Below are 13,013 nucleotides of genomic sequence, written 5' to 3'. Positions count from 1 at the left end.
TGCGTTCTCCTGTCGGAAGTGCTTACTTGCCGGCCACGCGGATGATCAGGGCGTCGCCCTGGCCGCCGCCGCCGCAGAGCGCGGCCGCGCCGGTGCCGCCGCCGCGCCGCTTGAGCTCGAGGGCGAGGTGGAGCACCACCCGGGCGCCGGACATGCCGATCGGGTGGCCGAGCGCGATGGCGCCGCCGTTGACGTTCACCTTTTCCGGGGACACGCCGAGGTCCTTCATGGACTGTACGGCGACGGCGGCGAAGGCCTCGTTGATCTCGATCAGGTCGAGGTCGTCGACGGTCAGGCCGTCCTTCTCCAGGGCGTGCCGGATGGCGTTGGACGGCTGCGACTGGAGCGAGTTGTCCGGGCCGGCCACGTTGCCGTGGGCGCCGATCTCGGCGATCCACTCCAGGCCCAGCTCCTCCGCCTTGGCCTTGCTCATCACGACGACGGCGGCGGCGCCGTCGGAGATCTGCGAGGAGGTGCCGGCGGTGATGGTGCCGTCCTTGGCGAAGGCCGGGCGGAGCTTGCCGAGGGACTCGGCGGTGGTCTCGGCGCGGACGCCCTCGTCCTTGGCGAAGATCACCGGGTCGCCCTTGCGCTGCGGGATCTCGATCGGGGTGATCTCGGCCTCGAAGACGCCGTTCTTCTGGGCGGCGGCGGCGCGCTGGTGCGACAGCGCGGCGATCTCGTCCTGCGAGGCGCGGTCGATGCCCAGGCGGGTGTTGTGCTTCTCGGTGGACTCGCCCATCGCGATGTTCTCGAAGGCGTCGGTGAGGCCGTCGTACGCCATCGCGTCGAGCATCTCGATCGCGCCGTACTTGTAGCCCTCGCGGGACTTCGGCAGCAGGTGCGGCGCGTTGGTCATCGACTCCTGGCCGCCGGCGACGATCACATCGAACTCGCCGGCGCGGATCAGCTGGTCGGCGAGCGCGATGGCGTCCAGGCCCGACAGACAGACCTTGTTGATGGTGAGGGCGGGGACGTTCATCGGGATGCCGGCCTTGACGGCGGCCTGGCGGGCGGGGATCTGCCCGGCGCCCGCCTGGAGCACCTGGCCCATGATCACGTACTGCACCTGGTCGCCGCCGATGCCGGCCCGGTCCAGGGCGGCCTTGATGGCGAAGCCGCCCAGGTCGGCCCCGGAGAAGGACTTGAGCGAGCCGAGCAGGCGACCCATGGGCGTGCGGGCGCCCGCGACGATCACTGAGGTGGTACCGGTCGTTCCAGACATGAGGCACGGCCCCTTGGGATGAGGAGTGAACGAGGGTTTACCGCCAATGTACTGAGGGGTGCGGCGCGCGGTCACCGGCCTGCCGGTGTGACGGCGCGCACGTTGCGTAACCACCCCCGCGGAGGTGCACTGGAGCCATGCTGACGCGTATCGACCACATCGGGATCGCCTGCTTCGACCTGGACAGGACCGTCGAGTTCTACCGTGCCACGTACGGCTTCGAGGTCTACCACTCCGAGGTCAACGAGGAGCAGGGCGTCCGCGAGGCCATGCTCAGGATCAACGCCACCGACGACGGCGGCGCCTCCTACCTCCAGCTCCTGGAGCCCACCCGCGAGGACTCCGCGGTGGGCAAGTGGCTGGCCAAGAACGGCGAGGGCGTCCACCACATCGCCTTCGGCACCGCGGACGTCGACGGGGACGCCGAGGCGATCCGCGGCAAGGGCGTCCGGGTCCTCTACGACGAGCCCCGGATCGGCTCCATGGGCTCCCGGATCACCTTCCTCCACCCCAAGGACTGCCACGGAGTCCTCACCGAACTCGTCACCTCCGCACCGCCTTCCGCCGACCACTCCTCAGTGGAGCACTGACCTCCGTATTCCCGGCCCGGTAGAGTGGGCGACTCCGGGCCGGGGCCGGTCGGGGCCGCTTCGCGCGGCACCGTAGTCGGGATGTCGGGGTCGTCCGATCTGCCACGATTCCCCGGGGGGGCCGTTCTGTCCGGTGAACGGTGCTCGTCGGAACGTAGCGACCAGGGTTGGGGTCTCCCCTGCTCGGAGAGCTCGGGGAAGGATGGACCGCGCAGTGCGGGGCTACGAACGCCAGGAGAGCCACCGAGCTGAAGACGACCATCTCTCGCGGTTCGAAGCCGAGATGGACCGGCTGAAGAAGGAACGCGAGAAGGCCGTCCAGCACGCCGAGGACCTCGGCTACCAGGTCGAGGTCTTGCGTGCCAAGCTCCACGAGGCGCGGCGCACCATCGCGTCCCGTCCCGCCTACGACAGCGCGGACATCGGCTACCAGGCCGAGCAGCTGCTGCGCAACGCCCAGGCGCAGGCCGAGCAGCTCCGCCAGGACGCCGAGCGGGAGCTGCGCGAGGCCAGGGCGCAGACCCAGCGGATCCTCCAGGAGCACGCCGAGCACCAGGCCAGGCTCCAGGCCGAGCTGCACAACGAGGCCGTCCAGCGCCGCCAGCAGCTCGACCAGGAGCTGAACGAGCGCCGCCAGACCGTCGAGGCCCACGTCAACGAGAACGTGGCCTGGGCCGAGCAGCTGCGCGCCCGCACCGAGTCCCAGGCCCGCCGTCTGATGGACGAGGCCCGCGCCGAGGCCGAGCAGTCGCTCACCGCCGCCCGAACCGAGGCCACCCGCCTCTCCGAGGAGACCGGCCGCCGCGTCGGCGCCGAGGCGGAGGCCGCGCGCGCCGAGGCCGAAGCGATTCTGCTGCGCGCCCGCAAGGACGCCGAGCGGCTGATGACGGCCGCCTCCACCCAGGCCCAGGAGGCCACCGGCCACGCCGAGCAGCTGCGTACCGCCGCCGTCGCCGAGACCGACCAGGCCCGTCGCCAGGCCACCGAGCTGTCCCGCGCCGCCGAACAGCGGATGCAGGAGGCCGACGAGAAGCTGCGGCAGGCCCGCTCCGAGGCCGACAAGGCCCTCGCGGAGGCCAAGGACTCCGCCGCGAAGACGCTGGCCTCCGCCGACTCCGTCAACGAGCAGCGCACCCGTACCGCCAAATCGGAGATCGCCCGGCTGGTCGGCGAGGCCACCGAGAAGGCCGAGCAGCTCAAGGCCGAGGCCGAGGAGAAGCTGCGCGAGGCCACCGCGCACTCCGAGAAGGTCCTCGCCGAGGCCACCGAGAAGGCCCGCGCCAGCGCGGCCGAGGACTCGGCCGCCGCGCTCGCCAAGGCCGCCCGCAGCGCCGAGGAGGTCCTCAGCAAGGCGTCCGAGGAGGCCGCCGAGACCACCCGCAAGGCCTCCGAGGAGGCCGAGCGGATCCGCCGCGAGGCCGAGACCGAGGCCGACCGGCTGCGCTCCCGCGCCGAGGAGCAGGCCGACGAGCTGCTCGGCTCGGCGAAGGACGACACCAAGGAGTACCGGGCCAAGACCGTCGAGCTCCAGGAGGAGGCGCGGCGGCTGCGCGGCGAGGCCGAACAGCTGCGCGCCGAGGCCGTCGCCGAGGGCGAGCGGATCCGCGGCGAGGCCCGCCGCGAGGCCGTCCAGCAGATCGAGGAGGCGGCGAAGACCGCCGAGGAGCTGCTGGCCAAGGCGAAGGCCGACGCCGACGAGCTGCGCACCCACGCCGGCGCGGAGAGCGAGAAGGTCCGCTCGGAGGCGATGGAGCGCGCCCAGACGCTCCGGACCCAGGCCGAGGAGACCCTGGAGCGGACCCGCGCCGAGGCGGAGCGGCTGCGCGTCGAGTCCGAGGAGCAGGCCGAGGCGGTACGGGAGGCGGCCGAGAAGGCCGCCGAGGGGCTGCGCGCGGACGCCGAGCGGGCCGTCGAGGCGCGCCGGGCCGAGGCCGCCGAGGAGCTGACCCGGCTGCACACCGACGCCGAGGCGAAGGTGGCCGCGGCCGGACGGGAGCTGACCGACGCCCGTGCCGAGGGCGAGCGGATCCGGCGCGAGGCCGCCGAGGAGACCGAGCGGCTGCGCGCCGAGGGCGCCGAGCGGATCAAGGCGCTGTCGGAGCAGGCCGAGCAGGAGGCCGAGCGGCTGCGGACCGAGGCCTCGACGGACGCCTCCGCGGCGCGCGCCGAGGCCGAGGCGACCGCGCAGCGGCTGACCTCCGCGGCGGAGACCGAGGCCGAGCGGCTGCGGTCGGAGGCCCAGGAGACCGCCGACCGGGTGCGGGCCGAGGCCGCGGCCGCCGCCGAGCGGGTCGCCGCCGAGGCCGCCGAGGCGCTGGCCGCCGCGCAGGAGGAGGCCGTACGCCGCCGCCGGGAGGCCGAGGAGACGCTGGAGTCGGCCCGCTCCGAGGCCGGCCGGGAGCGCGAGCACGCCCGCGAGCGGTCCGAGGAGCTGCTCGCCGCCGCCCGCAAGCGGGTGGAGGAGGCCCAGGCCGAGGCCCAGCGCCTGGTCGAGGAGGCGGACGCGCGGGCGACCGAGATGGTCGGCGCCGCCGAGCAGACCGCGCAGGAGGTCCGCGACTCCGTCGCCGGGCTGCGCGAGCAGGCCGAGGAGGAGATCGCCGGGCTGCGCTCGGCCGCGGAGCACGCGGCGGAGCGGACCCGCACCGAGGCGCAGGAGGAGGCGGACCGGGTCCGCGCCGACGCGTACGAGGAGCGGGAGCGGGCGTCGGAGGACGCGACCCGCACGCGCGCGCGTGCCCAGGAGGAGTCCGAGGCGGCGAAGGCGCTCGCCGAGCGGACGGTCGGGGACGCGATCGCGGAGGCGGAGAAGCTCCGCGGGGACACCGCCGAGTACGCCCAGCGGGTGCGGACCGAGGCGACGGACGCGCTGGCGTCGGCCGAGCAGGACGCGGCCCGCACCCGGGCCGACGCCCGGGACGACGCCAACCGGATCCGTTCGGAGGCGGCCGAGAAGGCCGAGGGCGTGGTCGGCGAGGCGACGGCCGAGGCGGAGCGGATCGCCGCGGAGGCCACCCAGGTCCTCGACGACGCCCGCCAGGCCGCCGACAAGCGCCGCCAGGACGCCGCCGAACAGGCCGACACCCTCGTCGGCGAGGCGACCGCCGAGGCCGAGCGGATCACGGCCGAGTCGGCCGAGCTGTTCGAGACCACCGAGCGGGACGCGGCCCGGCTGCGGACCGAGGCCGAGCAGGTCAAGACGGACGGCGAGGCGCACGCCCAGGCGCTGCGGACGGCGGCCCTGGCCGACGCCGAGCAGATCCTGGACGAGGCCCGCCAGGCCGCCGACAAGCGCCGCCAGGACGCCGCCGAACAGGCCGACGCCCTGGTCGGCGAGGCGAACGCCGAGGCCGGCCGGATCACCGACGAGGCCGGCGAGCTGGCCGACTCGGTGACCGCCGACGCCCGGGCCGAGGCCGAGCGGACGATCGCGGACGCGGCCGGTGAGGCCGAGCGGCTGCGGACCGAGGGCGCCGAGGCGCTGGAGGCGGCCCGCCGGGACGACGAGCGGATCCGTACCGAGTCGGCGCGGGTCAGGGAGGACGCCGAGGCGGCCGCCGAGCAGATGCGCTCCGAGGCCCGCGAGGAGGCCGACCGGACCCTGGACGAGGCCCGCGAGGCCGGCGCGAGGAAGCGCGCCGACGCGGCCGAGCAGGCCGACCAGCTCGTCGCCAAGGCCCAGGAGGAGGCGCTGCGCGCCACCACCGAGGCCGAGACCCAGGCGGACACCATGGTCGGCGCCGCCCGCAAGGAGGCCGACCGGATCGTCGCCGAGGCGACCGTGGAGGGCAACGCGCTGGTGGAGAAGGCGCGGACCGACGCGGACGAACTCCTGGTCGGGGCGCGGAAGGACGCCACCGACATAAGGGAGCGGGCCGAGGAGCTGCGGGGCCGGCTCGAGGGCGAGATCGAGGAGCTGCACGAGCGGGCGCGGCGCGAGTCGGCCGAGCAGATGAAGACGGCCGGCGAGCGGGTCGACAAGCTGGTGAAGGCCGCGGAGGAGCAGCGCGTCGAGGCCGAGGAGAAGGCCAAGGAGCTGGTCTCGGAGGCGAGTTCGGAGGCGAGCAAGGTCCGGATCGCGGCCGTGCGGAAGGCCGAGGCGCTCCTGAAGGAGGCCGAGCAGAAGAAGAGTTCGCTGGTGGCCGAGGCCGAGCGGATCAAGGCGGAGGCGGAGGCCGAGGCGGACCGGCTGGTCCAGGAGGGCCGGCACGAGCTGGAGGTCCTGACCCGGCGCCGCACCGACATCAATGCCGAGATCTCCCGTGTCCAGGATGTTCTCGAGGCGTTGGAGTCTTTCGAGACCCCGTCGGCGGGGGCGAAGGACGGACTCAAGGCGGGCGCTTCCTCGGGTTCCACTCGTTCGAGTGGCAAGTCCCAGGACGGCTAGCCACTCAAAAGGCTGGACATTCTCCAGATCAAACGGGCATACGCTCGATGACACGCCGCTTCGGCCCCTAGGATTCCCTCTAACACCTCACCGGTCTCATTCGACAGGAACCCCATGAGCGACACATCCTCCCCCTTCGGCTTCGAGCTCGTGCGGCGTGGTTACGACCGCGGTCAGGTGGACGACCGCATTACCAAGCTCGTCGCCGACCGTGACAGTGCTCTGGCCCGGATCACCTCCCTGGAGAAGCGCATCGAGGAGCTCCACCTCGAAACGCAGAACGCCCAGGCGCAGGTGAGCGACGCGGAGCCGTCGTACGCCGGTCTCGGCGCGCGTGTCGAGAAGATCCTCCGTCTCGCCGAGGAGGAGGCGAAGGACCTGCGCGAGGAGGCCCGCCGCGCCGCCGAGCAGCACCGCGAGCTGGCCGAGTCGGCCGCCCAGCAGGTGCGCAACGACGCGGAGTCGTTCGCGGCCGACCGCAAGTCGAAGGCCGAGGACGAGGGTGTCCGGATCGTCGAGAAGGCGCAGGGCGAGGCGAACTCGCTGCGTGCCGAGGCCCAGAAGGACGCGCAGTCGAAGCGCGAGGAGGCGGACGCCCTCTTCGAGGAGACCCGCGCCAAGGCCGCCCAGGCCGCCGCGGACTTCGAGACCAACCTGGCCAAGCGCCGCGAGCAGTCCGAGCGCGACCTGGCCTCCCGCCAGGCCAAGGCCGAGAAGCGTCTCGCCGAGATCGAGCACCGCGCCGAGCAGCTCCGCCTGGAGGCCGAGAAGCTCCGCACGGACGCCGAGCGCCGGGCCCGCCAGACGGTGGAGACCGCGCAGCGCCAGGCCGAGGACATCGTGGCCGACGCGAACGCCAAGGCCGACCGGATCCGTTCGGAATCGGAGCGCGAGCTGGCGGCGCTCACCAACCGCCGCGACTCCATCAACGCCCAGCTGACCAACGTCCGCGAGATGCTGGCGACGCTGACCGGCGCCGCGGTGGCCGCGGCCGGTTCCCCGCTGGACGAGGACCGCTCCACGGGCGTCCCGGCCCAGCAGACCCGCTGAGGCCCGGCGGACCCGTCAGGGACCTGTAGAACCGGTGGGGCCCGCGGGCGTCCCGGAAGACCCCGTGAGAACCCCCCGTCACTCCGGTGGCGGGGGGTTTCGCGCACCCTTAGCTTGGTACGCATGATCGAGCTTGACGGGCTGACGAAACGGTACGGGACGAAGACGGCGGTCGATCATCTCTCCTTCCAGGTCCGGCCGGGCATGATCACCGGCTTCCTGGGGCCCAACGGGGCGGGGAAGTCGACCACGATGCGGATGATGCTCGATCTCGACAACCCCACGAGCGGGACGGTGCGGATCGACGGCCGGCACTACCGCGAGCTGGACGAGCCGCTCAAGTACATCGGGGCGCTGCTCGACGCCAAGGCGATGCACGGCGGCCGCTCGGCCCACAACAACCTGCTGTGTCTGGCGCAGTCGAACCGGATCCCGGAGCGCCGGGTGGGCGAGGTGCTGGACCTGGTCGGTCTGACGGCGGTGGCGAGGAAGAAGTCGAAGGGTTTCTCGCTCGGCATGGGGCAGCGACTCGGCATCGCGTCGGCGCTCCTCGGCGATCCCGAGATCCTGATGTTCGACGAACCCGTCAATGGTCTGGACCCCGAGGGAATTCACTGGATCCGCAATCTGATGAAGTCGCTGGCGGCCGAAGGCAGAACGATCTTCGTCTCCAGTCATCTCATGAGTGAAATGGCGCTGACCGCGGATCATCTGATCGTCATCGGCCAGGGAAAGCTGCTGGCCGACATGTCGATGGCGGATTTCATCCAGCAGAATTCGCGGAGTTTCGTCCGGCTGCGCTCTCCGCAGCAGGAACGGCTGCGGGACGTCCTCCACGCCGGTGGATTCGTGGTGATCGAGGCCGGCAACGGCACCCTGGAGATCGACGGGGCCTCGACGGAGAAGGTGGGCGAGCTGGCGGCGGCGCACCAGCTGACGCTGCACGAGCTGAGCGCCCAGCGCGCCTCCCTGGAGGAGGCGTTCATGCAGATGACGGCGGGCGCGGTGGAGTACCACGCGCACGGCACCGACGTGCACGGCGGCGGACCGGCCGCGCCCGGCCCCGTGTGGGGCGCGAACTCCGGCTGGGATCCCGCACGGGGCCCGGAGGCCGACCAGAGCAGCGAGGGGGTCTGAGGATGACGGCGGTACCCGCGGTCCTCCAGTCCGAGTGGACCAAGATCCGGACGGTCTCGTCGACGATCTGGACCCTGGCGAGCGCGCTGATCGTCACGGTGGCGATGGGCGCGGCGCTCTCGGCGCTCCTGAGGTCGTCCTTCGACGACCTCTCCGACCTCGAACGGGCGACCTTCGACCCGACCTTCGTGAGCTTCTCCGGGATGGTGCTGGGGCAGCTGGCGATGGTGGTCTTCGGCGTGCTCGTGGTGGGGACCGAGTACTCCTCGGGCATGATCCGCACCTCGCTCGCGGCCGTCCCCCAGCGGGCCACCTTCCTCTTCTCCAAGGTCGCGGTGGCCGGGGTGCTCGCCCTGGTCGTCGGCCTGGTGACGAGCTTCCTGTCGTTCTTCCTCGGGCAGGCCCTGCTCGGCGAGCACCGGACGACGATCGGCGCGGACAACGTGTTGCGGGCGGTGGTCGGCGGCGGGATCTACATGGGGCTGATCGCGGTCTTCTCGATGGGCGTGGCGACGATGCTCCGCTCCTCGATGCTGTCGCTGGGCATCCTGGTGCCGTTCTTCTTCCTGATCTCCCAGATCCTGTCGGCGGTGCCGAAGGCGAAGGAGGTCGCGAAGTACTTCCCCGACCAGGCCGGCTCCAAGATCATGCAGGTGGTGCCGGACGCGCTGGGCACCGAGAAGGCGCCGTACGGGCCGTGGGGCGGGCTCGGGATCATGCTGGTCTGGGTGGCGGCCGCGCTGCTCGGCGGCTATCTGGTGCTGAAGCGACGGGACGCCTGACCTCGCCGGACGACCGCGACCGGACGCCCCGGAGCCCCTGAGGGGGATCCGGGGCGTCCCGGATTTCTCCCGGAGGTTTCGCTTCGGTCTCGTATCACCGGCGCGGGAACCGTCAACGGCTGGATAAGCTCCTGACTCGTACGGGGGCCTTCCGGCCACGCGCCGTCATGCCCCGATCGCACACCACCGAGCTGTCGATGGGGCTGGAGAATGATCGAGGCAGTCGGCCTGACCAAGCGCTACGGCGCCAAGACGGCCGTGTACAACCTTTCCTTCCAGGTGAGGCCCGGCGTCGTCACCGGCTTCCTGGGACCCAACGGCTCCGGCAAGTCGACCACCATGCGCATGATCCTCGGCCTGGACCGGCCGACGGCCGGCCAGGTGACGATCGGCGGCCACCCCTTCCGGCAGCTGCCGAACGCGCCCCGGCAGGTCGGCGCCCTGCTCGACGCCAAGGCCGTGCACGGCGGCCGCTCCGCCCGCAACCACCTCCTCTCGCTGGCCCAGCTGGCCGGCATCCCGGCCCGCCGGGTGGACGAGGTGCTCGGCGTGGTGGGCCTCCAGGACGTGGCGAGGCGGCGTTCCAAGGGCTTCTCGCTCGGCATGGGCCAGCGGCTCGGCATCGCGGCGGCCCTCCTCGGCGACCCGCAGGTGCTGCTCTTCGACGAGCCGGTCAACGGCCTCGACCCGGAGGGCATCCTCTGGGTGCGGAACCTGATGAAGAAGCTGGCCTCCGAGGGCCGCACGGTCTTCGTCTCCAGCCACCTCATGAGCGAGATGGCGCTGACGGCGGACCACCTGATCGTGATCGGCCGGGGCCAGCTGCTCTCCGACATGCCGGTGAAGCAGTTCATCTCGGCGAACTCGGCGGACTTCGCCCGGGTCCGCATCCCGGAGGGCGAGCCCGCGCAGCGAGACAAGCTGTCGGGCGTGCTCGTCGAGGCCGGCGGCCGGGTCCTCTCCGAGCCGGACGGGGCGCTGCGCGTGACCGGCCTGCCGCTGCCGAGGATCAGCGACCTGGCGCACGGGGCGGACGTCCGCCTCTGGGAGCTCTCCCCGCACCAGGCCTCGCTGGAGGAGGCGTACATGCGCCTCACGCAGGGCGCGGTGGACTACCGCTCCACCGACGACAAGCTGGCCCACCTCCAGGCGCCGCCGCAGCCCGGCCAGGCGGGGTACGGCGTGCCGCCGCGGCCGCCGGTCCCGGCGGACGCGCCGCAGCAGGGCTGGTACGCCCCGCCGCCGCCCGGACAGAACCCGTACGCCGCCCCGCAGCCCCCGGCGGCCCCGGCCGCGCCCGGGCCGAGCATCCAGAAGCAGAGCGACACCACCGAGGACGCCCGATGACCGCGCCGACGCCGACCCCGACGCCTCCCCCGCCGTACGGCTACGTCTCCCCCATCCCGGTCCGCCGGGCGCACCTCGGGGACGCGCTCGCCTCGGAGTGGACGAAGATCCGCTCGGTGCGGTCGACGATGTGGACGCTGGGGACGATGGTCCTGCTGATGCTGGGGATCGGTCTGGGCGTGGCCGCGATCGCCGCCGGCGAGGGCGGGAACATGGGCGAGGAGTCGGCGCTGCCGCTGGGCTTCTTCGGGATGCTGCCGGCCTCGATCTGCGTGATCACGCTGGGCGTGCTGACCATCTCGTCCGAGTACGGCACCGGGATGGTCCGGACCACGCTGACGGCGTGCCCGAGCCGGTCCCGGGTGCTGACGGCGAAGGCGATCGTCTTCTTCCTGCTGGTCTTCACGGTGACGCTGGTGATCGCCTTCGTGGTGGCGACCGCGCAGGTGGCGATGGTGGACGCGGCGGAGCCGACGGGCGCGGAGTGGGCCCGGGCCACGGTCGGCGCGGCCGGGTTCATGGCGGTGCTGGGTCTCCTGTCGATGGCCGTCGGGGCGCTGGTGCGCCACTCGGCCGGGGCGATCACCGTGATGATCGGTGTGCTGCTGCTGCCGCTGGTGGCGGCGCTGTTCATGTTCGCGCCGGCGATGAAGGGGCTCCAGGAGGCGCTGTTCACCTACTCGGTGCCCTCGCAGATGATCGCGCTGTACAGCGCGCGGCCGCCCTTCGGGGAGAACGGTCCGGCGGGCTGGGAGGCCCTGTTCATCCTCGCCGGGATCACGGCGGTGGCCCTGGGCGGCGCGTACGCGCTGCTGAACAGCCGGGACGTCTGAGCCCGGCGGAGCTAGTACTTCGGCGCGTTGCGGGACCGCTGCACCCGGGAGGTGCGGCGGTCCTTCGCGTTCCAGCAGGCCTTGTGCCAGTGGCGGCGGTCGTCGACGCCGCCGTACTCGGGCCAGGCGACGACGTGCGGGGCGCCGCCGGGGATCTCCTGGTCGCAGCCGGGGCAGCGGTAGCGCTTGCCCGGGGAGCTGGCGCCGGCGACGAGGCGGACGTACCACTCCTCGCCCTGCCAGGACTCGGTGCGCTGCGAGCCGCCGTACCGGTCGTCGCGGTCGTCCTGCGCCTCGGGGCTGGCGCCGCGGCGGGAACGGTTGTGACGCGGGGACACAGCACACCTCACGGGGTCGGGGAACACGGACCGTTCCCTCCAGCGTACGGGCCGCGACGCGGTGCCCGGGGCCCCGATCCCGGCGCCCGGACCGAAAATCGCAAGAACTTCATGAACGGCCGTTGCCTTTGGCACGTGTCAGACGTTGTTGCCGGTACGAGGGTCAGTGAACGCGTCGGCCGTGAGGAGACAGAAGGCGATGCGCGTAGGAACGTTCGTTCTGGCGGCTCAGTTTCCGGGTCAGGGCCAGGGGGAGGCGCTGCACCGGGCGGTTCGGACCGCCGAGGTGGCCGAGGAGGCGGGCCTGGACTCGGTCTGGCTGGCCGAGCACCATTTCGTGCCGTACGGCGTGTGCCCCTCGGCGGTGACGCTGGCGGCGCTGCTCCTCGGCCGCACCCGGCGGCTGCGGGTGGGGACGGCGGTGAGCGTGCTGCCGAGCGTCCACCCGGTCGCCCTCGGCGAGCAGGCGGCGCTGCTGCACATCGCCTCCGGCGGCAGATTCACCCTCGGGGTGGGGCGCGGCGGGCCGTGGGTGGACCTGGAGGTGTTCGGCGCGGGTCTGGAGGCGTACGAGCACGGTTTCCCCGAGGCCCTCGACCTGCTGCTGCGGTGGCTGACCGAGCCCCGGGTGGACGCCGGGGGCGACCGGTTCTCCTTCCGTGAGGTGGCGGTGGTGCCCCGGGCCGGCGAGCTGCTCGGCGGCGAGGCCTCGCCGGAGGTGGTCGTGGCCTGCACCTCGCCCAGGAGCGTGCGGCTCGCGGCCGAGCGCGGGCTGCCGATGCTGCTCGGCATGCACTGCGGCGACGAGGAGAAGGCGGAGATGGCCGCGGCCTGGGCCCGCTGGGCGCGGGAGGCCGGGCGGGATCCCGACGAGGTCGCGCGGATCGCCGCCGGCCACGTCTCCGCGGGCGTGGCGCAGCTCGCGGACCGGACCGGGGACGCGGTGGAGACCCTGGTGAAGGCGATGCCGGGCTGGCTGAAGCAGGGTCTGGACGCGCATGTGACGGTGGACGGCCGCCACCGGGCGATGCGGGACCCGGTGGCGTACACCGAACTGCTCTGCTCGCTGCACCCGGTCGGTACCCCGGCGCTCGCGGCGGACCGGCTGGCGGCGACCGCCGAGCGCACCGGCATCACCCGCTTCGCACTGCTCGCCGAGGGCTCCGGCGACCTCGCCTCGACCGAGGAGAACCTGCGGCGGCTCGGCGCCGAGGTGCTCCCCCGCCTGGGCGGAGGCGCGTGAGCCGCCGCCGCCCCCGCGTCCCCGCGGCCGGTGCGGGGCGGAACCCCCCCGCGGCGGCTCCCCCCAAGCGGGGGCGCCGCC

General features: G+C 73.0%; 10 protein-coding genes. 8 read left to right on the top strand and 2 right to left on the bottom strand.

All coding sequences use genetic code 11. From position 1 onward, the window contains the following. Nucleotides 1-22: 22 nt before the first annotated feature. On the bottom strand, nucleotides 23-1,225 hold the full coding sequence (locus tag ACFQ8C_RS07410) for an acetyl-CoA C-acetyltransferase (RefSeq protein ID WP_383453209.1): 1,203 nt from the start codon (nucleotides 1,223-1,225) through the stop codon (nucleotides 23-25). 137 nt (nucleotides 1,226-1,362) lie between these two features. Here ACFQ8C_RS07410 and mce point away from each other — a divergent pair, with 137 nt between their 5' ends. The 7 genes from mce (at nucleotide 1,363) to ACFQ8C_RS07375 (ending at nucleotide 11,351) form a co-directional block, all read left to right on the top strand. Continuing rightward, a complete protein-coding gene (mce, locus tag ACFQ8C_RS07405; RefSeq protein WP_383453207.1) occupies nucleotides 1,363-1,815 on the top strand; it encodes a methylmalonyl-CoA epimerase in 453 nt (150 codons plus the stop codon). A 214-nt stretch (nucleotides 1,816-2,029) separates the two neighbouring features. Continuing rightward, nucleotides 2,030-6,202, top strand: coding sequence for a polarized growth protein Scy (gene scy / locus ACFQ8C_RS07400; RefSeq protein ID WP_383453312.1), 4,173 nt, complete (start codon nucleotides 2,030-2,032; stop codon nucleotides 6,200-6,202). Between the two features lie 114 nt (nucleotides 6,203-6,316). Then, complete coding sequence (locus ACFQ8C_RS07395) at nucleotides 6,317-7,252, top strand: cellulose-binding protein (protein WP_383453205.1); 936 nt, start codon at nucleotides 6,317-6,319, stop codon at nucleotides 7,250-7,252. Between the two features lie 123 nt (nucleotides 7,253-7,375). Next, nucleotides 7,376-8,389: an ABC transporter ATP-binding protein gene (locus tag ACFQ8C_RS07390; protein ID WP_383453203.1), complete on the top strand. Its 1,014-nt coding sequence runs from the start codon at nucleotides 7,376-7,378 to the stop codon at nucleotides 8,387-8,389. A 2-nt stretch (nucleotides 8,390-8,391) separates the two neighbouring features. Further along, on the top strand, nucleotides 8,392-9,171 hold the full coding sequence (locus ACFQ8C_RS07385; RefSeq protein WP_383453201.1) for an ABC transporter permease: 780 nt from the start codon (nucleotides 8,392-8,394) through the stop codon (nucleotides 9,169-9,171). A gap of 210 nt (nucleotides 9,172-9,381) precedes the next feature. Next, on the top strand, nucleotides 9,382-10,518 hold the full coding sequence (locus ACFQ8C_RS07380; protein WP_383453199.1) for an ABC transporter ATP-binding protein: 1,137 nt from the start codon (nucleotides 9,382-9,384) through the stop codon (nucleotides 10,516-10,518). Next, a complete protein-coding gene (locus ACFQ8C_RS07375; protein ID WP_383453197.1) occupies nucleotides 10,515-11,351 on the top strand; it encodes an ABC transporter permease in 837 nt (278 codons plus the stop codon). The genes ACFQ8C_RS07380 and ACFQ8C_RS07375 overlap by 4 nt, the downstream gene beginning before the upstream one ends. An 11-nt stretch (nucleotides 11,352-11,362) precedes the next feature. Here ACFQ8C_RS07375 and ACFQ8C_RS07370 read toward each other — a convergent pair whose 3' ends face one another. Further along, the gene (locus ACFQ8C_RS07370; protein WP_383453195.1) at nucleotides 11,363-11,689 is read right to left on the bottom strand and encodes an ATP/GTP-binding protein; all 327 of its coding nucleotides are present in this window, start codon (nucleotides 11,687-11,689) and stop codon (nucleotides 11,363-11,365) included. Between the two features lie 199 nt (nucleotides 11,690-11,888). On the opposite strand from ACFQ8C_RS07370, the gene ACFQ8C_RS07365 reads away from it, so the two are divergent. Beyond that, entirely contained in the window at nucleotides 11,889-12,932 is a 1,044-nt protein-coding gene (locus ACFQ8C_RS07365) for an LLM class flavin-dependent oxidoreductase (RefSeq protein ID WP_383453193.1), read from the top strand. Nucleotides 12,933-13,013 lie beyond the last annotated feature (81 nt).

Origin of the sequence: Streptomyces sp. NPDC056503, from assembly GCF_042794995.1 — a bacterium.
Lineage (GTDB): Bacteria > Actinomycetota > Actinomycetes > Streptomycetales > Streptomycetaceae > Streptomyces.
The sequence above is the reverse complement of the archived record's forward strand: the minus strand, read 5'-3'. Positions and strand labels throughout refer to the sequence as shown.

Coding starts and splice junctions, on each gene's coding strand:
- ACFQ8C_RS07385 (WP_383453201.1), top strand. CDS start 8,392: ATGACGGCGGTACCCGCGGTCCTCCAGTCCGAGTGGACCAAGATCCGG.
- ACFQ8C_RS07380 (WP_383453199.1), top strand. CDS start 9,382: ATGATCGAGGCAGTCGGCCTGACCAAGCGCTACGGCGCCAAGACGGCC.
- ACFQ8C_RS07365 (WP_383453193.1), top strand. CDS start 11,889: ATGCGCGTAGGAACGTTCGTTCTGGCGGCTCAGTTTCCGGGTCAGGGC.
- ACFQ8C_RS07390 (WP_383453203.1), top strand. CDS start 7,376: ATGATCGAGCTTGACGGGCTGACGAAACGGTACGGGACGAAGACGGCG.
- ACFQ8C_RS07375 (WP_383453197.1), top strand. CDS start 10,515: ATGACCGCGCCGACGCCGACCCCGACGCCTCCCCCGCCGTACGGCTAC.
- ACFQ8C_RS07410 (WP_383453209.1), bottom strand. CDS start 1,225: ATGTCTGGAACGACCGGTACCACCTCAGTGATCGTCGCGGGCGCCCGC.
- ACFQ8C_RS07395 (WP_383453205.1), top strand. CDS start 6,317: ATGAGCGACACATCCTCCCCCTTCGGCTTCGAGCTCGTGCGGCGTGGT.
- mce (WP_383453207.1), top strand. CDS start 1,363: ATGCTGACGCGTATCGACCACATCGGGATCGCCTGCTTCGACCTGGAC.